The sequence below is a fragment of the Pseudomonas fildesensis genome (genome assembly GCF_001050345.1).
GTDB lineage: Bacteria > Pseudomonadota > Gammaproteobacteria > Pseudomonadales > Pseudomonadaceae > Aquipseudomonas > Aquipseudomonas fildesensis.
Genome location: NZ_LFMW01000013.1, coordinates 89103 through 108434, shown reverse-complemented (window position 1 = coordinate 108434; position 19332 = coordinate 89103). Strand labels below are relative to the sequence as shown.

Here is a 19332-nt window from a genome sequence, read left to right as displayed (position 1 = left end):
GGCGCCGTTGTCATTTCAATCCCCAGGAGAGGGCATGCGCGATTACAAGTGGCTGCACGAATATTGCCTGAACCGCTTCGGTTCAGCGGCCGAGCTGGAAGCCCATCTGCCAGTCCCCAAGACGCCGGCGCAATTACGCAAGATCAGCGATGACCGTTACCTGTCGACATTGGCGCTGCGCGTCTTCCGCGCAGGGCTCAAGCACAGTGTGGTCGACGCCAAGTGGCCGGCGTTCGAGCAGGTGTTTTTCGGCTTTGACCCGGAAAAGGTTGTGCTGATGGGCGCCGAGCATCTGGAGCGCCTGATGCAGGACACGCGCATCATCCGCCATCTGGGCAAGCTCAAGAGCGTGCCGCGCAATGCGCAGATGATTCTGGACATTGAGCAGGAGAAGGGCAGTTTCGGTGCATTTGTCGCCGATTGGCCGGTGACCGATATCGTCGGGTTGTGGAAGTACCTGAGCAAGCACGGCCATCAGTTGGGCGGGCTGTCGGCGCCACGCTTTTTGCGGATGGTCGGCAAGGATACGTTTGTGCCGAGTTATGACGTGGTCGCGGCGTTGAATGCGCAGAAGATCGTCGACAAGGCACCGACCAGCCTGCGCGACCTGGCGACGGTGCAGGGCGCGTTCAACCAGTGGCACGCCGAGAGTGGGCGGCCGATGTGTCAGTTGTCGATGATGTTGGCGTACACCGTTAACCACTGACGGACTCTTTCTGTGGCGAGCGGGCTTGCCCCGCGTTGGGCTGCGAAGCGGCCCCAAAACCTGGCGACCGAATTCCGACTGGATGAACTGGGGGCCTGTCTTGGGGGCCGCTTCGCAGTCCAACGCGGGGCAAGCCCGCTCGCCACAATAAGTACGAGAATCCTTGGGTGATTAGGCTGGCAGGGGATCTGCGGCCAACCGCCGATTCAACTGATGCCGCCAACGCACATACAGCAACGCCGTGCAAAACACCGCCAGACTCGCGAGCATCTCGAGCACCCCGAACCACTGCCGGTTCGGGTCGTACGCCGCCAGTGCGCCCTTGATGAAGTACAGGTTCACCACAAAACACATCCACGAATGCCCGCGCGCGCTGCCGATGATCATCCCCGGCGCCAACAACAGCAGTGGCACCAGTTCGATTAGCAGGATCACCCACGGGCGCGCACCGTGCAGATCAGCGATGAACAGGTAGTACACGCACAACAGTCCCACCAAACTGAAAAACGCCAGCAGGCTCAATGCCCGTGCGACTTTTACCCGCGGTTCCAGCCATGCCTGGGGCGGCAGTACCTTAGGCTTCCTGGCCACGGCCGTTCTCCAGCAGCGTGGCGGTTTTCGCCAGGCGCAGGCCGAGGGCCCGGCACAGGGTGATCTCATGTTGATCGAGCATGCGCTTGCCGTCAGGCCCTGCGTGGTGACTGGCGCCGTAGGGCGTGCCGCCGCCCTGGGTGTCGAGCAGTGCCTGCTCGCTGTAGGGCAGGCCGGTGATCAGCATGCCGTGGTGCAGCAATGGCAGCAGCATCGACATCAGCGTTGTTTCCTGGCCGCCGTGCAGGCTGGCGGTGGAGGTGAACACGCCGGCCGGCTTGCCGACGAGCGCGCCGGTGAGCCACAGGTTGCTGGTGCCGTCGATAAAGTATTTCAACGGCGCGGCCATGTTGCCGAAGCGGGTCGGGCTGCCCAGGGCCAGGGCCGAGCAGTTTTTCAAGTCATCAAGGCTTGCGTACAGCGCGCCTTCGTCTGGAATGCTTGGCGCTACAGCTTCACACTCGGTGGAGATCGCCGGCACGGTGCGCAACCGCGCTTCCAGGCCGCCCTGCTCGATGCCCCGGGCAATTTGCCGGGCCATTTCGCTGACCGAGCCGTTGCGGCTGTAATACAACACCAGCACATAGGGTGCAGTCACGGCAGAATCTCCAGCACTTTTTCTGGCGGGCGGCCAATGATGGCTTTTTCAGCCGTTTCCAGGATCGGGCGTTCCATCAACTTCGGGTGCGTGGCGATGGCAGTGATCAGTTGCGCTTCGCTCAGGCTGGCATCGGCGAGGTTGAGGGTTTTGTATTCGTCTTCGCCGGTGCGCAGCAGTTGGCGCGCGCTGATTCCGAGTTTGCCGAGCAGGGCCTTTAATTGCGAGGCGTTCAGCGGGGTTTCCAGGTAGCGAACCACTGTGGGGGCGAGGTCGCGTGCTTCCAGCAGTTCGAGCGCACCGCGGGATTTCGAGCAGCGCGGGTTGTGATAAAGCGTCAGATCGGTCATGTGCGGGTCGCATCTTGCGTAAGGTGGCGGGTATTCTACTCGCGCTGCGCCCGGTCCTTAAACCGTAAGAGGCGATAGGTCGCAGCCAACGTTCATTTTTGCGAAGGATTACCCCATGACAAGGCGACTGATCGGTGCATTGGCGATCATCACAACCCTGCTGCTCAGCGGCTGCGGCAATGACTACGGCGTTGACCAGAACGGCCAGAAAGTGGCGGCCGAACGCCTGGACAAGCAGTGGCTGGTGGTTAATTACTGGGCGGAATGGTGTGGCCCGTGCCGCACGGAAATTCCGGAACTCAACGCTTTGGCGCAACAGTTGAAAGCACAGAATGTGGGCGTGTTCGGGGTCAACTTCGACAATGTGCAAGGTGTGGAGCTGAAGGACGCCAGCGACAAGCTGGGCATCAAGTTCACGGTGCTGGCGCAGAACCCGGACGTGATCTTCGATATTCCGCGCAGTGAAGCATTGCCGGTGACCTACATCATCGATGACAAGGGCAAGGTGCGCGAACAGTTGATGGGCGAGCAGACAGCGGAAGGGGTGTTGGCCAAGCTCAAGGCCTTGCGCGGTTGATTCTGTAGGCGCTGGCTTGCCGGCGTGCAGGCGACTCGGTGTATCTGTGGCGCCGAGGTGATGCGATCGCCGGCAAGCCAGCGCCTACAGAAAATAAAGGTCGACGCAGAGGCGGGTTAGCCCTCTTCAAGCCACAAGCGAATGGGCTTGCCCTCCATCGGCCAGAAACGGGTCTGCTCGATCGGCGAGATGTCCCAGCGCTGCACGTCCTGCAGGGCCTGGAAGAAGCGGTGCTCCTGCTCCATCAAGGCTTCGGCGCAGAGTTTGCGGGTACTGCCAACCTTGCCGAAGCTGAGTTTGTTGCCCTCAAGCGTGTACGGCGCAAACCAGTGGTTGCAGCCGCCATTGCCATAGGCGCGGCCATCGGCGCCGAGGGTGACGGTCAGGTGCGCGTAATCCATCAGCGGCCGCTCACCAATCCATTCCACCACGTAGCTGTGATCCTGCTTGAGCTTGACCGCATCACCGGCGCAGCCCGTCAGGGCCGCCCCGATGGCGGCGAGCAGAAGCAGGCCCTTCATTGCGCGGCCTTCTGGCATTTCGGGCAGCGGTGTTTGTCGCCTTCGCTGGCCCAGCCCAATTCTTTGATGCGCGCGTTGGCGGCCGGCGGTAGTGGCTCTTTGGTCAGCTTGGTTTCCACCGCGAACTCAAACTCAAGCACGGCGTCGCAGCTGTCGCAGTTGACCTTCCAGGTGTGAATTTCCAGCTCGCCGAACTTTGGCCCCTGGGCCATGGCGACCCACTGGCCCGCCGGGCGGATGGAGTAGCGTGCGTCACCTTCTACGGTGAGGCGCATCGACAGGGTTTTACTGCCGCGCAAGGTGACGACCAGTACGTCGCCATTTTTGATCGAGCCACCGTTGCCAGTGACCTGGTAACGGCCCGGCACCAGGGCGCGGCATTCGATCAGGGTGTGTTGCGGGCTCAGCAAGCTGAAGCGGAAATCGTGTTCGGCCATGGATCCTCCAAATAGGCGCGGCATCCTATCACGGGTGCCGGCCTATCATGAGCGCGGTATGTGACCGCTGATCATCCTTCGACGAGGTTTTGCGCGTTGCCATCCGCCCACGCCACAATGTTGGCCAAGGTGGTGCTGGCGATCGCCGCCAGGGCCTCACGGGTGAGGAAGGCCTGGTGTGCGGTGATGATCACGTTGGGGAAGGTCAGCAGGCGGGCGAGTACGTCGTCCTGCAGGGGCAGGTCCGAGCGGTCCTCGAAAAACAGCTGGGCTTCTTCCTCGTACACATCCAGCCCCAGGTAGCCAAGCTGGCCGTCCTTGAGGGCTTCGATCAGCGCCGGGGTGTCCACCAGGCCACCGCGCCCGGTGTTGATCAGCATCGCGCCGGGCTGCATCTGTGCCAGGGAGCGCGCGTTGATCAGGTGCTTGCTGTCGGCAGTCAATGGGCAGTGCAGGCTGATGATCTGCGCTTGCGCCAGCAGGTCGGGCAGGCTCACGTAATGCGCGCCGAGGGCCTGTACCTGCGGGTTGGGGAAGGGGTCATAGGCCAATAATGTGCAACCGAAGCCTGCCATGATTTTGGCGAAGGTTGCGCCGATCTGCCCGGTGCCAACCACGCCCACTGTCTTGCCCACCAAGTCGAAGCCGGTCAGCCCGTGCAGGCTGAAATCGCCGTCGCGTGTGCGGTTGTAGGCGCGGTGCAGGTGGCGGTTGAGCGCGAGGATCAGCGCCACGGCATGTTCGGCCACGGCGTGGGGCGAGTAAGCCGGTACACGTACGATGGTCAGGCCAAGGCGTTTGGCGGCGGACAGGTCGACATGGTTATAACCGGCCGAGCGCAACGCAATCAGGCGCGTCCCGCCGCTGGCCAAGTGTTCCAGCACCGCGGCGCTGAGGTCATCGTTGATAAAGGCGCAGACCACCTCGTGGTGTTCGGCCAGGGCCACCGTGTCGAGGTTGAGGCGTGCGGGCTGGAATTGCAGTTCCATGCCCTGCGCAAGCGGCTCGCCGAGAAAGCTGTCGCGGTCGTAGGTCTGGCTGCTGAAAAGAATGACGCGCATCAAAGGGGTCCTTTTTGATTCAAACGCTGACTCGCGCCTCACTGGCCAACCGGGCAATCGCCATATCCAACTCGTCCAGCGCGGCCATGGCTTTGGCATCGTCCTGCTTGAGCAAGGTTTCAGCACGCTGGCAGGCGGCGCGCAATTGTGGCACGCCACAGTAACGGGTGGCGCCGTGCAGGCGGTGGACGCGTTCGATCAACGCGTGGTTGTCATTGGCTTCGCGGGCAACGGTGATGGCCAGGCGGTCGGCTTCCAGAGAGGCCAGCAACATGGCGAGCATATCCGCCGCCAGGTCGGACTTGTTGGCGGCCAGGCGCAGGCCTTCCTCGTGGTCCAGTACCAGCAATTGCACGCGCGGGGCAAGGTTGTCTGTCGAGCGCTCGGGCACCTGGTTGCGCAGGGCCAGGCCGGTCCACTTCAGCACCACTTGGGCCAGTTGCCGCTCGCTGATGGGTTTGGTCAGGTAGTCGTCCATGCCGCTTTGCAGCAGGGCGCGTTTTTCGTTGGCCATGGCGTGGGCGGTGAGGGCGACTATCGGCAGTGGCGTGCCGTGGCGCTCGCTTTCCCACTGGCGAATGGCCTCGGTGCTTTGGCGCCCGTCCATGCCGGGCATCTGCACATCCATCAACACCAGGTCGAAGGTTTCCTGCTTGACGGCGTCGATGGCCGAGTAACCGCTTTCCACTGCCTGGACCTTGGCGCCCATGTCTTCCAGCAGGGTCTGCACCAGCAACAGGTTCGCCGGGTTGTCATCCACACAGAGCACGCGGGGTGCGCGGCTGGACAACGGCTCGCCCGGCTCGCTGCGGGAGGGACGCGGGCTGATCAGGTCGGACAGTGCACGGCGCAGCTTGCGCGTACACGCCGGCTTGGCCTGCAATTGGCTGTTGGGGTTGGGCACCGACTGGTTGAACAGCATCTGCTCGGTGGTCGGGCACAGCACCAGCACCTTGCAGCCCAGGTGTTCGAGGTCCCAAAGGTGCTGGTTGAGGCGCTCGGGCGGAATGTCATTGGCGGTGACACCGAGCACTGCCAGGTCAATCGCCTGCTCGGTCTGATGGGCGCTGGTGATGCCGTTGGTCAGGCTTTCCAGGGTGTTGAACGGCGTGACTTCCAGGCCGCAGTCTTCCAACTGATGTTGCAGGGCCTGGCGCGCCAGTTCGTGGTTTTCCAGGACGGCCACGCGGCGGCCGAGCAGCGGCGCGCAGGGCAGGTCTTCGACGTCGTCGCGGGTCTTGGGCAGGTTCAGGCTGATCCAGAATTCCGAGCCTTCGCCCGGCGTGCTGTCGACGCCGATTTCGCCGCCCATCTGCTCGATCAGGCGCTTGGAAATCACCAGGCCCAGGCCCGTGCCACCGGGCTGGCGTGACAGCGAGTTGTCGGCCTGGCTGAACGCCTGGAACAGCGCGCGCACATCCTGGTTGGACAGGCCGATGCCGGTGTCCTGCACGCTGATGCGCAGTTGCACGCTGTCTTCCTGTTCGTCCTCGATCATCGCACGGGCAACGATGGTGCCTTCGCGGGTGAACTTGATCGCGTTGCTGATCAGGTTGGTGAGGATCTGCTTCAGGCGCAGCGGGTCGCCGACCAGCGCCAGCGGGGTGTCGCGGTACACCAGGCTGACCAGTTCCAACTGCTTGGCATGGGCGGCGGGGGCGAGGATGGTCAGGGTGTCTTGCAGCAGGTCCCGCAGGTTGAAGGGCACGCTGTCGAGGACCAGCTTGCCGGCTTCGATCTTCGAGAAATCAAGGATTTCGTTGATGATGCCCAGCAGGTTGTCGGCTGACTTTTCGATGGTGCCCAGGTAGTCGAGTTGGCGGGGCGTCAGTTCGCTTTTTTGCAGCAGGTGGGTAAAACCGAGAATGCCGTTGAGCGGCGTGCGGATTTCATGGCTCATGTTGGCCAGGAACTCCGACTTGATCCGGCTGGCCTCCAGGGCCTCCTTGCGCGCGAGGTCCAGCTCGATGTTCTGGATCTCGATGGTTTCCAGGTTCTGGCGCACGTCTTCGGTGGCCTGGTCGATGCTGTGTTGCAGTTCTTCCTGGGCGTTTTGCAGGGTCTCGGCCATGCGGTTGATGCCCGACGCGAGCTGGTCCAGTTCCTGGCTGCCCAGCGGTGGCAGGCGGGTTTGCAGGTTGCCGTCCTTGAGCTGGGCGACAGCCTGTTTGATCTGGCCAATCGGCGAGTTGATCGTGCGGCTGATGCGCAGGGCCAGCGCGGCGGTGCAGATCAGGCCGATGGCGATCAGCAGCAGGCTGGCAAACAGGCTGCGATAACCGCGCAGCAACATGACATTGTGGGACAGTTCTACCTCGACCCAGCCCAGCAGGCGGTCGGATTCATCGGGGATCAGGTCGCCCGCCAAGTTGCGATGATGGCCAAATACCGGCATCAAATAGCGGGTGGCGTCGTTGCCGGTGCGTTGCAGCAGGTGGGAGCTGTTGCCGGTCGGTGGCTGATTGAGCATGGACGGGCCGGCGTGCGCCAGGGATGAGCGGTCTGGCGCGAGGAACGACACGGTGCGCACGTCGGTCTGTTCCAGTGATTGGGTGGCGATGCGTTCCAGCAGGCCGGTGTTGTTGCTGCTCAGGGCCGGGGCCACCAGTGGCGCCAGCTGCTCGGCGATCATTTCGCCGCGTTGCAGCAATTGGGTTTGTAACTCCGAGAGCTGCATCCAGGTGAAATAACCCCCCAACAACAAGGCCATCAGGCTGGTCGGTAATAAGGTCAGCAACAGTACGCGGCCTTTTATCCCCATTCTTCTAAGCACGCCACTCTCCTGCTTTCACACTGATATCAATCGTCCGCGCAGGCATCCGGCCCACACCAAGTGCGCAGTGTAGCCATTTGCGTCGCCTGGAATCTCGCAAATTAGTCATAGATGGCTATCTGCGGGCTCAGGCCCTGGAAAATAGCCTGCTTAGGGGGAAACGACATTCAACGTTGGAGGGGCGCCGTGATGGCGAGTGCTTGCACTTTTGGCCGGAGGATCGGGGCGGGTGTATCTGCGGTTGTGGGCTCGCCAAGTATCAACCGCGCCGCTGTTTGCGCTTCTTCCACTGGTGCGCCACCCACCAGCGCCAGTAACCCATGGTCAGGCAATAGGCCAGTGCGCCCAACACCAACCCCAACACCACCGAACCGAGCAGGAACGGCTGCCACAGCGTGCTCAGCTGGCCGCTGATCCATTCCCAGGTCAGGTCATCGGGCAGGCTGCGGGGCGGCACATTCATCAGCCACGCGCCGGTCATGTACGTGCACAGGAACACCACCGGCATGGTAATCGGGTTGGTCAGCCATACCAGGCTGACGGCGATGGGCATATTGCCGCGCACCGCAATCGCCAGCACCGCGGCCAATAACATCTGCAAGGGAATCGGGATAAACGCCGCGAACAAACCCACCGCCATGGCACGTGCCACCGAGTGCCGATTCAGGTGCCAGAGGTTCGGGTCATGCAGCAAAGTGCCAAGAAACTGTAATGACTTGTGTTCCCTGATACTGGTGGGGTCAGGCATGTACCGTTTGAAAAAGCGCCGGGGCATAAGGGTTCCAGGTCAGTTCGAGGGGCAAGTATGCCCGCATTCTATAAACAGAAAATTCAGACTTTGTGACAAAACATCATAGGCGACGCTGTCTGTCCGGCTAAAACTGAGTGAATCATTTGCAAGGGATGATTCATGAAGACAGGGATGTTTGCGTTGGCACTGGGGCTGCTTGCCCTGCGTTTTCTACCTGCGTTGCCGTCTTTCGGGTGGCTGTTGGCCATGTTGCTGCTGGCGTTGATGCTGTTGCCGTTTCGCACGTCCCCACTGGCGTTCTTCCTGCTGGGCCTGAGTTGGGCATGTATCAGCGCGCAGTGGGCATTGGATGATCGGCTGCGGCCGGCACTCGACGGCCAGACGCGTTGGGTGGAGGGCCGTGTGGTCGGGTTGCCGCAACAGACGGCGACGGGTGTGCGTTTCGAACTGGCCGACAGCCGGTCGCGTAACGCTCGGCTGCCCAAGCGCATTCGGCTGTCCTGGCATGGAGGGCCGCCGGTGCGCAGTGGTGAGCGCTGGCGCCTGGCCGTGACGTTCAAACGACCGTCCGGCCTGCTCAACTTCCACGGTTTTGACCATGAAGCCTGGCTGCTCGCCCAGCGTATCGGCGCCACTGGGTCGGTGAAAGACGGTGACCGCCTGACACCGGCCCGCAATGCCTGGCGCGATACGGTCCGCCAACGGCTGCTGGCCGTGGATGCGCGAGGCCGAGAGGCTGGCCTGGCGGCGTTGGTGCTGGGCGATGGTTCCGGGCTGGCAGCCGAGGATTGGCGAGTGTTGCAGGACACGGGCACGGTGCATTTGCTGGTGATTTCCGGCCAGCACATCGGCTTGCTGGCGGGCTTGATCTACGCATTGATCGCGGGGCTGGCCCGCTACGGCTGCTGGCCCCGAACCTGGCCGTGGTTGCCTTGGGCGTGTGGCCTGGCATTTGCTGCCGCCCTGGGATACGGCTTGTTGGCAGGATTCGGCGTGCCGGTGCAGCGGGCTTGCGTCATGGTGGGGCTGGTGCTGCTGTGGCGGTTGCGCTTCCGTCATCTTGGGATCTGGTGGCCGTTGCTGTTGGCCATGAATGGGGTGCTGGTTCTTGAACCATTGGCCAGTCTGCAGCCGGGATTCTGGTTGTCGTTTGCGGCCGTTGCGGTGCTGGTCCTGTCGTTCGGTGGGCGCTTGGGGCCGTGGAGTGTGTGGCAGGCCTGGACCCGTCCCCAGTGGTTGATTGCCATAGGTCTGTTCCCGGTATTGCTGGTGCTCGGTCTGCCCATCAGCCTCAGTGCGCCGGTGGCCAACCTGTTTGCCGTGCCGTGGATCAGCCTGGTGGTATTACCCCTGGCGCTGCTGGGGACGGCGCTGCTGGCGGTGCCGTTTGTGGGGGAGGGTGTGTTGTGGTTGGCAGGTGGCGCGCTGGATGGGTTGTTCAGTGGCTTGGCGCTGCTGGCAGGCCAACTGCCCGCGTGGATACCGGCTGAGGTGCCTCTGGGTTACTGGCTGGTGAGCCTGGCCGGCGCGGTGTTATTGCTGTTGCCCAAGGGTGTGCCGTTTCGCTTGCTGGGATGGCCGATGCTGTTGTTGGCGGTGTTTCCACCGCGCGAGCCGGTGCCTTATGGGCGAGTGGAGGTGGTACAACTGGATGTCGGCCAGGGGCAGGCGTTAATCCTGCGCACCCGCCATCACACCTTGCTCTACGATGCAGGCCCGCGCTCGGGAGAGACTGACCTCGGCGCGCGCGTGGTCTTGCCGTCATTGAAGAAGCTCGGCGTAGGGTCTCTGGACATGATGTTGCTCAGCCACGCCGATGCCGATCATGCCGGCGGTGCGGCCGCTGTCGCCCGCGGGCTGCCGATCAAGCGTGTAGTGGGCGGCGAAACCCGCGGGTTGCCAGCGTTTCTCGACACTCAGGCGTGTATCAGCGGTGAGCGGTGGGAGTGGGACGGCGTGTCATTCGAGCTATGGCAATGGCCTGAAGCCATTAGCGGTAACCCGAAATCCTGTGTATTGCAGGTCCAGGCCAATGGCGAGCGTCTGTTGCTCACCGGCGATATCGATCGCGCCGCGGAACAGGCGCTCCTAAGCTCGTCATTGGCGGTAACGACCGATTGGCTGCAAGCCCCCCATCACGGCAGTCGCAGTTCTTCGTCCAGGCCTTTTCTACAGCGACTGGCGCCGCAGTCGGTGCTGATCTCCCGGGGGCGCGGCAATGCGTTCGGCCATCCTCACCCGCAGGTGGTGGAGCGCTATCGGGCGCTCGGTAGCCAGGTGTATGACAGTGCCGAGCAAGGTGCAGTACGTCTGCAATTAGGGGCTTTCCTGCCACCGGTTGTTGCTCGTAGTCAACGCCGTTTCTGGCGCGAACCGTTACCCTGATCCTTCGATTCCAAAGGCCGTCACCCGCGATAGTCCGGTCGGTGGCCGACGAACCCCGCTGTCGTACCTATATGGTAAAGTGGCGCACTTTTTTGAGGGGGCATTCACTGTGTGGGAATTGGTCAAATCCGGCGGCTGGATGATGTTGCCGATCATCATGAGCTCCATCGCCGCACTCGGCATCGTTGCCGAACGCCTGTGGACCCTGCGCGCCAGTCGCGTCACGCCCGAGCATCTGTTGGGGCAGGTCTGGGGCTGGATCAAGAACAAGCAGCTCGACAAGCAGAAACTCAAGGAGCTGCGCGCCGATTCACCGCTGGGTGAAATCCTCGCCGCCGGGCTGGCCAACTCCAAGCATGGCCGCGAGATCATGAAAGAGTGCATTGAAGAGGCGGCGGCCCGGGTCATTCATGAGCTGGAGCGCTATATCAATGCCTTGGGGACCATCGCGGCGATGGCACCGTTGCTCGGTCTGCTGGGCACGGTGCTGGGCATGATCGATATTTTCAGCTCGTTCATGGGCTCGGGCATGACCACCAACGCCGCAGTGCTGGCCGGCGGTATCTCCAAGGCCTTGATCACCACGGCTGCCGGGCTGATGGTCGGTATTCCTTCGGTGTTCTTCCACCGTTTCCTGCAACGCCGCATCGATGAGTTGGTGGTAGGCATGGAGCAGGAAGCCATCAAGCTGGTGGAAGTGGTGCAGGGCGACCGAGACGTGGATCTGGTCGAGGGTAAAGCGTGAAATTTCGCCGCAAGCAACGGGAAAATGTCGATATCAACCTAGCGTCGCTGATTGACGTGGTGTTTATCCTGCTGCTGTTTTTTGTCGTGACCACGACGTTTACCCGCCAAACCGAACTGCGCGTTGATTTGCCGGAAGCGGTCAGCGGCTCGCCGGCCGAGGACCAGGAGGTCAAGCAACTGGACATCGCCATCAGCGCCGACGGGGTGTTTTCGGTCAACAACCAGTTGCTCGAGAAAAACGACCTCGCCAGCTTGATGGACGCCTTGCAGAAGGAATCCGGTGGCGACACCAAAATGCCCTTGTCCATCAGTGCCGACGGCAAGACTCAGCATCAAGCCGTGATCACAGCAATGGATGCCGCCGGCAAGCTCGGTTTCAGCCACCTGCGCATGACCACCGTCGAGGCGGCGAGCCCACCCTGATGGCCATGTCCGATCGTTTGCTCAAGGCCTGGTACGAGGGCCATCCGGCACTCGCGCTGTTGCGCCCGCTGGAATCGCTGTATCGCCGCGTGGTGCAGCGCAAGCGCGCGCGTTTCCTGGCGGGTGAGGGTCAGATCTACCAGTCACCGGTGCCGGTGGTGGTGGTCGGTAACATCACCGTGGGCGGCACCGGCAAGACGCCGTTGATCCTGTGGTTGATCGAGCACTGCCGGCGCTGTGGTTTGCGCGTGGGCGTGGTCAGTCGCGGCTATGGCGCCAAGCCGCCGCAATTGCCGTGGCGGGTGTCAGCCACTGACAGCGCTGAGGTGGCCGGCGACGAGCCGCTGTTGATCGTGCAGCGCAGCGGCGTGCCGCTGATGATCGATCCGGACCGCAGTCGCGCGGTCAAGGCCCTGCTGGCCAGCGAAACCCTGGACCTGATTCTCTCCGACGATGGTCTGCAGCACTACCGTCTCGCCCGCGATCTTGAGCTGGTGCTGATAGACGCCGCCCGTGGCCTGGGCAATCGCCGTTGCCTGCCTGCCGGGCCGTTGCGTGAACCGGTGGAGCGCCTGCAGAGCGTTGATGCGCTTCTGTACAACGGCGCCGGCTCGGATCGAGACGATGGTTTTGCCTTCCGCCTGCTACCCACGGCACTGGTCAACCTGCAAAGCCGCGAGCGCCAGCCGGTCGAGCACTTCCCGGCGGGCCAGCAGGTGCATGCGGTCGCCGGCATCGGTAACCCGCAACGTTTCTTCAATACCCTTGAAACGCTACACTGGCAGCCCATACCCCATGCTTTTGCCGACCACGCGCCCTACAGTGCCGAGGTCTTGAGTTTTACGCCGTCATTGCCGCTGGTCATGACCGAGAAGGACGCGGTGAAGTGCCGCGCCTTCGCCCGGCCTGACTGGTGGTACCTTGCGGTGGACGCGGTACCGTCGCCGGCGTTTATCGTCTGGTTCGACACGCAGCTGATGCGCCTGTTACCCGCCCGTCTCTTGCCTTAAAACGCTTCTTTCCAGGACACACTCATGGACACCAAACTGCTCGATATCCTCGCTTGCCCAATCTGCAAAGGCCCGCTCAAGCTCAGCGCCGACAAAACCGAGCTGATCAGCAAGGGTGCCGGCCTCGCTTACCCGATCCGCGACGGCATCCCGGTCATGCTGGAAAGCGAAGCCCGGACCCTGACCACCGATGAGCGCCTGGATAAATGACCACTGCCTTTACCGTTGTTATTCCCTCGCGTTATGCATCGACCCGCCTGCCGGGCAAGCCGCTGCAACTGATCGGCAACAAGCCGATGATCCAGCTGGTGTGGGAACAGGCCTGTAAAAGCAGCGCCCAGCGCGTGGTAGTCGCCACCGATGACCCGCGCATCATCGAGGCCTGCAAAGGTTTTGGTGCCGAAGCGGTGCTGACCCGTGAAGACCACAACTCCGGCACGGACCGCTTGGCCGAAGTGGCTGCAAAGCTTGGCTTGGCGCCTGACGCTATTGTGGTCAACGTACAAGGTGACGAACCGCTGATCCCGCCAAGCGTGATCGACCAGGTGGCTGCCAACCTGGCTGCCCACGGTGAAGCGCGCATGGCGACCCTGTCCGAACCGATCGAAGACATCGATACGCTGTTCAACCGGGGCGTGGTGAAAGTGGTCACCGATATGAATGGCCTGGCGCTGACGTTCAGCCGTTCGATCCTGCCTTGGGCACGGGACGCGTTCGCCAAGAACCCCGACGTGCTGCCGGAGGGTGTGCCGTACCGCCGCCATATCGGCATCTACGCCTACCGCGCCGGTTTCCTGCATGACTTCGTCAGCTGGGGCCCGTGCTGGCTGGAAAATACCGAATCCCTGGAGCAGCTGCGTGCCCTGTGGCATGGCGTGCGCATCCATGTGGGCGATGCCCTGGAAGCACCACCTGCCGGTGTCGACACCCTGGAAGACCTCGAGCGCGTCCGTCGCCTGCTGGGGGCCTGATGGAGGTCCTGTTTGTCTGCCTGGGCAACATCTGTCGTTCGCCCACCGCAGAAGGCGTGCTGCGCCATAAGTTGCGCGAAGCGGGTTTGGCTGGCCAGGTCGACGTGGCGTCTGCCGGTACCGGCGACTGGCATGTCGGCAACCCACCGGACCAGCGCAGCCAGCGTGCTGCATTGGTGCGGGGTTACGATTTATCGTCCCAGCGCGCGCAGCAGGTCTCCCGTGCCGATTTTGCGCGGTATGACCTGATCCTGGCCATGGACCTCAGCAACCTGCGCAACCTCAAGGCGTTGCAGCCGGCGCAGGGCAACGCTGAGCTGGATCTGTTCCTGCGTCGCTACGACGCCGAGGTGGACGAAGTGCCAGACCCTTATTACGAAGGCGAACAAGGCTTTGAACGGGTTCTGGACCTGATCGAGCGAGCCTGTGATTTATTGGTGATCGAATTGAAGGGGCGGTTATGACCTTGCAAGTGCTTGCGCAGGTATCGCTCAAGCCATTCAACAGCTTTGGTATCGATGTGCGCGCCCGGCTGTTCGCTGAGGCCCGTAGCGACTCCGATGTGCGTGAAGCCTTGGCCTACGCGGCCGCGCAGGCGCTGCCGTTGCTGGTGATCGGCGGTGGCAGCAACTTGCTGCTGACGCAGGATATTCCGGCGTTGGTGTTGCGCATGGCGACCCAGGGTATTCGCGTGCTGAACGATGATGGCGTGCACGTGGTGGTCGAGGCCGAAGCGGGTGAAGCGTGGCACCCGTTTGTGCTGTGGACCCTCGAGCACGGCTTCTGCGGCCTGGAAAACCTCAGCCTGATCCCCGGCACCGTCGGTGCGGCGCCTATGCAGAACATTGGCGCCTACGGTGTGGAGATCAAGGACGTGTTTGCCGGCCTGACCGCCCTGGATCGCCAGACCGGCGAGCTGCGGGACTTCAGCCTCCAGGAATGCAAGTTCGCCTACCGTGACAGCCTGTTTAAACACGAGACGGGGCGCTGGTTGATTCTGCGGGTGCGTTTTGCCCTGAGCCGCGCCAGCCATCTCAAACTCGACTACGGCCCGGTGCAACAGCGCCTGGCGGGGCAGGGGATCACCGACGCTACGCCCAGCGACGTCAGCCAGGCGATTTGCAGCATTCGCCGGGAAAAACTGCCGGACCCGGCGGAGCTTGGCAATGCGGGCAGCTTCTTCAAGAACCCGCTGGTGTCCCAGGCTCTGGCCGCAGAGCTGCAGAGCCTGTATCCGGACCTGGTTACCTACCCTCAGGCCGACGGGCAGATGAAGCTCGCTGCCGGCTGGTTGATCGACAAGGCCGGCTGGAAGGGCTTTCGTGATGGCGATGCGGGCGTGCATAAAATGCAGGCGTTGGTGCTGGTGAACTATGGTGGCGCTTCGGGTCACGATATTGCGAACCTGGCGCGACGTATCCAGCAGGATATTGCCGAACGCTTCAAGGTCGAACTGGAAATGGAACCCAACCAGTACTGAGCCTTGAAACAAACAGCCTGAAAACAAAAATGCCCCGCATCTTTCGATACGGGGCATTGTTTGTTGCGGTATGAATCAGTCGTCGCGGCTCATGATGCCGAAGATCTGCAACAGGCTGATGAACAGGTTGTAGATCGATACATACAGGCTGACGGTCGCCATGATGTAGTTGCGCTCACCGCCGTGGATGATCGCGCTGGTCTGGAACAGGATGCACACCGAGGAGAACAGCACAAAACCCGCGCTGATCGCCAGTTGCAGACCGCTGATCTGGAAGAACATGCCTGCGACCACCGCAGCCAGCAACACGAAGAAGCCTGCAGTGATGAAACCACCCAGGAAACTCATGTCCTTGCGCGTAATCAGCACGTAAGCCGACAGGCCACCAAACACCAGCGCCGTCATGGCAAACGCCGAGCTGACCACTTCCGCACCGCCGGCCATGCCGAGGTAACGGTTAAGGATCGGGCCGAGGATGAAGCCCATGAAGCCGGTCAAGGCAAACGCCGACACCAGGCCCCAGGCCGAGTCACGCAGCTTGTTGGTCAGGAAGAACAGACCATAGAAGCCGATCAACACGACAAAGATATTCGGGTAGCCGACGTGCATCTGCTGGGCCACGAACGCCATCACGCCGCTGAATGCGAGGGTAAGGGCGAGCAAGCCGTACGTGTTGCGCAAGACGCGGCTGACTTCAAGCTGCTCAGCCTGCGCGTTACCATTCACTGCGTAATTCTGTTCGCGCATGGCGACACTCCTTCAGTTTTGAAACGTTCAGTCGCAAAGATCATAACAGACGCTATGTAACAAGCGATGGCGAGAGTTTGACAGTGTGTTTCATTCGGGTATTATGGCGCCCGCTGAGACAGGATGGGCTACTATAATCCTGTGATGCAAAAGGGAAATTGGCAGAGTGGTTGAATGCACCGGTCTTGAAAACCGGCGAACGTTAATAGCGTTCCCAGGGTTCGAATCCCTGGTTTCCCGCCAAGATTCAAACGAAAGCCCCGCAATGCGGGGCTTTTGCGTTTCTGGGGTTTGGGCAGGAAAAGGCGGTTTTTGGAAGGCGTTCCGAAACTTTTGGGTAGGCGTTCCGAAACTTTGCCTATTTGGAGGGCTTGGCGGTCGCACCGATCCTCCTGTAAACCCGTTTGGTGATCTCCTGTTTGCTGTGCCCGAGCAGTAGGCTTGCGTCTCCGATATCGACGATTTCCGAGGCTGCCTTAGGCCGAATGTCGCGGAATTGAAACCCTCCTATCTTGGCTGCCAGTACTGGGTCGCCCTGATCGATTGCCTTCTGCTGGGCCTTCTCCCGCGCCTTGTCCCAGCGCAGGCGCAACATCCCTTTTGTCATCCTCTTCGCGTATTTGTTTATCAGCAGGTATTTGGAAGGGTGGCAGGCATTCCTCTCGGTTATCTCCCGCACCAATCTCCCCAGGCTGTTTTCTCCCGCTTCCGTACGCATCAGGATTCTGAGCTTCTGACCGGTCTTGCCCTGTGTCACGAGGAAGTAGTCACCTTCGGTGTCGTCGCTGCACATGATCAGTACGTCACAGCCGGTTGCCGCGCCGGCCATATGGGCAAGGTGCGTACGGTTCCAGTTCCCTGGCGCACTCTGCTTCGGTCGATCCAAATACACAGAAGCCATAGCGCGGGTCTCGCTGGCCTATTGCGTTCCAGCGCTGACGATCTCCAACCGGAATGGCAGTGTCCTCGGTAGGGATCTGGAAGCCTTTCACCGCCCGCCGCGTGACCGTCTTCCGGCCTTCCAGGATGGCGCGCACCATCGGCGCCGAGAACAGGATGGGGCGTTCTTTGATTTCATTCATGGCGTCACCACCTGTTGCACCCACACGCAGATCGGGCCGTCGTCGGTATCGTGGATCGAGAAGACGAACCAGCCTTCGCCATCGGGCTTGGTTGGGTTCCAGGCTGCACAGTCGGCGATACCTTCAGCAAGCCAAGATGCCTGCACCTACTCTGATGCGTCGTATTCGAAGGCCAGCTCGCGTCGAGAGTCGCGGCAACGCATGGAATGTCGTCGTAGCTGTATCCGCCGCTCTTTCTGCCTCCGCCGGCGAGCTTCGGCGCAACAAGGAAGTGTCCTACCGCTGCGCCGTCAGGCCTTCCGCCTGCGCCTCCACTGAACGCGTGGCTGGTTAGCGTTCCGGCGACCTCTGGGTGAATGAAGAATGTCTCACTTTCGATGTCCAGCCGGCTGTCCTTGGCGGTGAGCGTTGCTGCGCGTTCGATCGAGCCGCCCAGGCTATGGCCGCCGAACGGCGGTATCCCACCGAACATATAGACTGCTGGCCCCTCGTCGCCTTCGCAGTTCGGACATCCGTACTGGCCTAGGGATTCAGCGAAGACGTATCCACATCCGCACTGGAGTGCAGGGCCGAAAGGAGCTGTTCCGGTAACGTCTTGCCCCTCGCCTCTGCGCGGCGCAGTATCCCGGCGCACGCCTTCGCGCTCAAAAAGTACCTCGTTGGGATCGAATCCGTCACGAGCACTTGCGACAACGAACACACGACGGCGTCGTTGGGCCAGGCCGAAATATTGGGCGTCCAGGATCCGCCACGCGATTGTTCTTTTGGGTCCATACACACAACCAGCGTCCTGCCATTTCTTCCCTGGAGGCTGCAGCTCGCAGTCTTCCCCAGCAAGCGCGCCAAGAACGCATCCGAAGGCGCTCCCTTTGTCACTGGGGACGCCGGGGACGTTCTCCCAGACGATGACGCTGGCGGGCTTTCGCAGGCCGGCGTGAACATAGTCAACTGCATCTGCAAGCTCCACGTATTTGATGGTTAGGGCGCCGCGCGGGTCGGTGAGGCCTTCGCGCATACCGGCGACCGAGAAGGCCTGGCGCGGGGTACCGCCGACCAGCACGTCCGGCGCGGGGATCTTTCCGGCCAGCACCAGGGCGGCCAGCTTGGTCATGTCGCCGTGGTTTGGAACATCGGGGTAGTGGTGGGCCAGGACCGCCGAGGGGAACGGTTCAATCTCGGCGAACCAGGCGCCGCGCATGCCCAGCGGGTGCCACGCTTGTGTTGCAGCCTCGATGCCGGAGCAAACAGAGCCGTAGGTGATGGTCATGGCGGTTCTCGATGTTCGTGTGGGTTACGCGGCCTGGTCTTGTTGCTTTGACGGCCATTCCGTAAACCCGACCTTTGGCGCTTTCGTCTTCGGGTTAATGATTGGCTCGCCCTGGGCATCGACCAGCGTGCGCTTGGCCTTTATCCGCATGTCTCGGCATTTGCTGCCCTTGCGTGCAAGCTCAATGAAGTGCTCTGCATACTGCGGTGCGTCGAAGAGCGTTAGCTGCTTTACCCTGACCCCCCCATGATCTGTTCGGCCTTCTGAGAAACCTTGATCAGCCAGTCATCGACCGAAAGCTCAGTCTTGTGGCCGGGGCGCTTCGGGTCGGGTCGGGTGGTTTTTACGGTCTTCCTCGCCTCGGCCATGGCGACATCGAGGGTCATTCCAAACACTGCAAAAGTGCTCATGGGTTATCTCCAAGCGTGCGCCTGCCTCGCCGGCTGGCGTGATTCGTTAAGGTGGGTGATATGCTTTGCTGCTTATCAAACAAGGAGGTGGTAATGGTCGGTAAAAAGCTTGAAGCGTTCCGCGTGTGGTTCACGCCGCGTAAGCGGCTATGGACAGGGGTAGGCCTGTTTGCAATTGCTATCGCCGTACCAATTGTCAGTCCGGGAACGACCGCCGCTTGGCTCATAGGGCCTGCGACTGTCTTTTTCTTGGGTAGCTTTATTCCCGATACGAACGGAAAGCGATAGGGCGCTGCCAGGTGGCAGATTTCGTTGATATGGGTTATTACGGGTGACCGGTAGGGGGCCGGATTAAGGAGCGAAAAGTATGAATCTTGCGGAGAAGAATGAAGTCTCTCAGTCCCTTGCGGTCGTCCAAGTGGAGAAGATTCGTTCGATTGCTGGC

General features: G+C 61.6%; 22 protein-coding genes, 1 tRNA gene and 1 pseudogene. 11 read left to right on the top strand and 13 right to left on the bottom strand.

Translation table 11 applies throughout. The features are described 5' to 3' along the window. The first annotated feature begins 34 nt into the window (after nt 1–34). On the top strand, nt 35–706 hold the full coding sequence (locus ACR52_RS20115) for a DNA-3-methyladenine glycosylase I (RefSeq protein ID WP_010209632.1): 672 nt from the start codon (nt 35–37) through the stop codon (nt 704–706). Between the two features lie 171 nt (nt 707–877). On the opposite strand, the gene ACR52_RS20110 is transcribed toward ACR52_RS20115, so the two are convergent. From ACR52_RS20110 to arsC, 3 genes are read right to left on the bottom strand one after another with little or no spacing between them, the layout of a single operon-like run. After that, a complete protein-coding gene (locus ACR52_RS20110; RefSeq protein WP_048728482.1) occupies nt 878–1297 on the bottom strand; it encodes a DUF2069 domain-containing protein in 420 nt (139 codons plus the stop codon). Continuing rightward, a complete protein-coding gene (gene wrbA, locus ACR52_RS20105) occupies nt 1281–1895 on the bottom strand; it encodes an NAD(P)H:quinone oxidoreductase (protein ID WP_048728480.1) in 615 nt (204 codons plus the stop codon). The genes ACR52_RS20110 and wrbA overlap by 17 nt, the downstream gene beginning before the upstream one ends. Then, nucleotides 1892–2245, bottom strand: a complete 354-nt coding sequence (arsC, locus tag ACR52_RS20100; protein ID WP_048728477.1) for an arsenate reductase (glutaredoxin) — start codon at nt 2243–2245, stop codon at nt 1892–1894. The genes wrbA and arsC overlap by 4 nt, the downstream gene beginning before the upstream one ends. A 115-nt stretch (nt 2246–2360) precedes the next feature. Here arsC and ACR52_RS20095 point away from each other — a divergent pair, with 115 nt between their 5' ends. Beyond that, entirely contained in the window at nt 2361–2822 is a 462-nt protein-coding gene (locus ACR52_RS20095) for a TlpA disulfide reductase family protein (RefSeq protein WP_048728473.1), read from the top strand. 116 nt (nt 2823–2938) lie between these two features. Here the strand turns inward: ACR52_RS20095 and ACR52_RS20090 are convergent, their stop codons facing one another. The 5 genes from ACR52_RS20090 to ACR52_RS20070 all read right to left on the bottom strand — a co-directional run bounded on the left by ACR52_RS20090 (nt 2939) and on the right by ACR52_RS20070 (nt 8389). Continuing rightward, a complete protein-coding gene (locus ACR52_RS20090; protein ID WP_048728470.1) occupies nt 2939–3343 on the bottom strand; it encodes an META domain-containing protein in 405 nt (134 codons plus the stop codon). After that, on the bottom strand, nt 3340–3780 hold the full coding sequence (locus ACR52_RS20085; RefSeq protein ID WP_048728467.1) for a hypothetical protein: 441 nt from the start codon (nt 3778–3780) through the stop codon (nt 3340–3342). The genes ACR52_RS20090 and ACR52_RS20085 overlap by 4 nt, the downstream gene beginning before the upstream one ends. Before the next feature lie 71 nt (nt 3781–3851). After that, a complete protein-coding gene (locus tag ACR52_RS20080; protein ID WP_048728463.1) occupies nt 3852–4841 on the bottom strand; it encodes a 2-hydroxyacid dehydrogenase in 990 nt (329 codons plus the stop codon). Nucleotides 4842–4860: 19 nt separating this feature from the next. Beyond that, nucleotides 4861–7614, bottom strand: a complete 2754-nt coding sequence (locus ACR52_RS20075; RefSeq protein WP_048728459.1) for a response regulator — start codon at nt 7612–7614, stop codon at nt 4861–4863. A 259-nt stretch (nt 7615–7873) separates the two neighbouring features. After that, entirely contained in the window at nt 7874–8389 is a 516-nt protein-coding gene (locus ACR52_RS20070; protein WP_048728456.1) for a DUF2062 domain-containing protein, read from the bottom strand. 135 nt (nt 8390–8524) lie between these two features. Here ACR52_RS20070 and ACR52_RS20065 point away from each other — a divergent pair, with 135 nt between their 5' ends. The 8 genes from ACR52_RS20065 to murB all read left to right on the top strand — a co-directional run bounded on the left by ACR52_RS20065 (nt 8525) and on the right by murB (nt 15381). Beyond that, nucleotides 8525–10750: a DNA internalization-related competence protein ComEC/Rec2 gene (locus ACR52_RS20065; protein ID WP_236692168.1), complete on the top strand. Its 2226-nt coding sequence runs from the start codon at nt 8525–8527 to the stop codon at nt 10748–10750. 109 nt (nt 10751–10859) lie between these two features. Then, entirely contained in the window at nt 10860–11495 is a 636-nt protein-coding gene (locus ACR52_RS20060) for a MotA/TolQ/ExbB proton channel family protein (RefSeq protein WP_048728452.1), read from the top strand. Continuing rightward, entirely contained in the window at nt 11492–11920 is a 429-nt protein-coding gene (locus ACR52_RS20055; protein ID WP_048728449.1) for an ExbD/TolR family protein, read from the top strand. Before ACR52_RS20060 ends, ACR52_RS20055 begins: the two co-directional genes overlap by 4 nt. Further along, nucleotides 11920–12930 carry a tetraacyldisaccharide 4'-kinase gene (lpxK, locus tag ACR52_RS20050; RefSeq protein ID WP_048728443.1) on the top strand — a complete coding sequence of 337 codons (1011 nt, stop codon included), beginning with the start codon at nt 11920–11922 and terminating at the stop codon, nt 12928–12930. Before ACR52_RS20055 ends, lpxK begins: the two co-directional genes overlap by 1 nt. Before the next feature lie 24 nt (nt 12931–12954). Continuing rightward, entirely contained in the window at nt 12955–13140 is a 186-nt protein-coding gene (locus ACR52_RS20045) for a Trm112 family protein (RefSeq protein WP_003174668.1), read from the top strand. Next, entirely contained in the window at nt 13137–13901 is a 765-nt protein-coding gene (gene kdsB / locus ACR52_RS20040; RefSeq protein ID WP_048728426.1) for a 3-deoxy-manno-octulosonate cytidylyltransferase, read from the top strand. The genes ACR52_RS20045 and kdsB overlap by 4 nt, the downstream gene beginning before the upstream one ends. Next, the gene (locus ACR52_RS20035) at nt 13901–14365 is read left to right on the top strand and encodes a low molecular weight protein-tyrosine-phosphatase (protein ID WP_048728424.1); all 465 of its coding nucleotides are present in this window, start codon (nt 13901–13903) and stop codon (nt 14363–14365) included. Before kdsB ends, ACR52_RS20035 begins: the two co-directional genes overlap by 1 nt. Continuing rightward, nucleotides 14362–15381 (top strand): UDP-N-acetylmuramate dehydrogenase, encoded by a 1020-nt coding sequence (gene murB / locus ACR52_RS20030; protein ID WP_048728422.1) that lies wholly within the window; start codon nt 14362–14364, stop codon nt 15379–15381. The genes ACR52_RS20035 and murB overlap by 4 nt, the downstream gene beginning before the upstream one ends. Before the next feature lie 75 nt (nt 15382–15456). Here murB and ACR52_RS20025 read toward each other — a convergent pair whose 3' ends face one another. After that, nucleotides 15457–16128 carry a Bax inhibitor-1/YccA family protein gene (locus ACR52_RS20025; RefSeq protein WP_048728419.1) on the bottom strand — a complete coding sequence of 224 codons (672 nt, stop codon included), beginning with the start codon at nt 16126–16128 and terminating at the stop codon, nt 15457–15459. Nucleotides 16129–16280: 152 nt separating this feature from the next. Between ACR52_RS20025 and ACR52_RS20020 the strand changes: the two genes are divergently transcribed. Then, nucleotides 16281–16371, top strand: a tRNA-Ser gene (locus ACR52_RS20020). A 115-nt stretch (nt 16372–16486) separates the two neighbouring features. On the opposite strand, the gene ACR52_RS20015 is transcribed toward ACR52_RS20020, so the two are convergent. The 4 genes and pseudogenes from ACR52_RS20015 to ACR52_RS31335 form a co-directional block, all read right to left on the bottom strand. Then, entirely contained in the window at nt 16487–16921 is a 435-nt protein-coding gene (locus ACR52_RS20015) for a site-specific integrase (protein ID WP_177330523.1), read from the bottom strand. A 10-nt stretch (nt 16922–16931) separates the two neighbouring features. Continuing rightward, on the bottom strand, nt 16932–17210 hold the full coding sequence (locus tag ACR52_RS30975) for a hypothetical protein (protein WP_053221252.1): 279 nt from the start codon (nt 17208–17210) through the stop codon (nt 16932–16934). 580 nt (nt 17211–17790) lie between these two features. After that, nucleotides 17791–18477: pseudogene (locus tag ACR52_RS20005) on the bottom strand (DNA cytosine methyltransferase); the annotation flags it as partial. 230 nt (nt 18478–18707) lie between these two features. Continuing rightward, nucleotides 18708–18887, bottom strand: coding sequence for a hypothetical protein (locus tag ACR52_RS31335; protein WP_048728414.1), 180 nt, complete (start codon nt 18885–18887; stop codon nt 18708–18710). Between the last annotated feature and the right edge of the window lie 445 nt (nt 18888–19332).

Excerpts from the sequence above, each read along its gene's own strand:
- ACR52_RS30975 (WP_053221252.1), bottom strand. The coding sequence starts at position 17,210 with ATGAATGAAATCAAAGAACGCCCCATCCTGTTCTCGGCGCCGATGGTG.
- ACR52_RS20025 (WP_048728419.1), bottom strand. The coding sequence starts at position 16,128 with ATGCGCGAACAGAATTACGCAGTGAATGGTAACGCGCAGGCTGAGCAG.
- ACR52_RS20015 (WP_177330523.1), bottom strand. The coding sequence starts at position 16,921 with ATGTGCAGCGACGACACCGAAGGTGACTACTTCCTCGTGACACAGGGC.
- ACR52_RS20085 (WP_048728467.1), bottom strand. The coding sequence starts at position 3,780 with ATGGCCGAACACGATTTCCGCTTCAGCTTGCTGAGCCCGCAACACACC.
- ACR52_RS20045 (WP_003174668.1), top strand. The coding sequence starts at position 12,955 with ATGGACACCAAACTGCTCGATATCCTCGCTTGCCCAATCTGCAAAGGC.
- ACR52_RS20035 (WP_048728424.1), top strand. The coding sequence starts at position 13,901 with ATGGAGGTCCTGTTTGTCTGCCTGGGCAACATCTGTCGTTCGCCCACC.
- ACR52_RS20115 (WP_010209632.1), top strand. The coding sequence starts at position 35 with ATGCGCGATTACAAGTGGCTGCACGAATATTGCCTGAACCGCTTCGGT.
- arsC (WP_048728477.1), bottom strand. The coding sequence starts at position 2,245 with ATGACCGATCTGACGCTTTATCACAACCCGCGCTGCTCGAAATCCCGC.
- ACR52_RS20065 (WP_236692168.1), top strand. The coding sequence starts at position 8,525 with ATGAAGACAGGGATGTTTGCGTTGGCACTGGGGCTGCTTGCCCTGCGT.
- ACR52_RS20095 (WP_048728473.1), top strand. The coding sequence starts at position 2,361 with ATGACAAGGCGACTGATCGGTGCATTGGCGATCATCACAACCCTGCTG.
- ACR52_RS20070 (WP_048728456.1), bottom strand. The coding sequence starts at position 8,389 with ATGCCCCGGCGCTTTTTCAAACGGTACATGCCTGACCCCACCAGTATC.
- murB (WP_048728422.1), top strand. The coding sequence starts at position 14,362 with ATGACCTTGCAAGTGCTTGCGCAGGTATCGCTCAAGCCATTCAACAGC.
- lpxK (WP_048728443.1), top strand. The coding sequence starts at position 11,920 with ATGGCCATGTCCGATCGTTTGCTCAAGGCCTGGTACGAGGGCCATCCG.
- ACR52_RS20090 (WP_048728470.1), bottom strand. The coding sequence starts at position 3,343 with ATGAAGGGCCTGCTTCTGCTCGCCGCCATCGGGGCGGCCCTGACGGGC.
- ACR52_RS31335 (WP_048728414.1), bottom strand. The coding sequence starts at position 18,887 with ATGAGCACTTTTGCAGTGTTTGGAATGACCCTCGATGTCGCCATGGCC.
- ACR52_RS20080 (WP_048728463.1), bottom strand. The coding sequence starts at position 4,841 with ATGCGCGTCATTCTTTTCAGCAGCCAGACCTACGACCGCGACAGCTTT.
- kdsB (WP_048728426.1), top strand. The coding sequence starts at position 13,137 with ATGACCACTGCCTTTACCGTTGTTATTCCCTCGCGTTATGCATCGACC.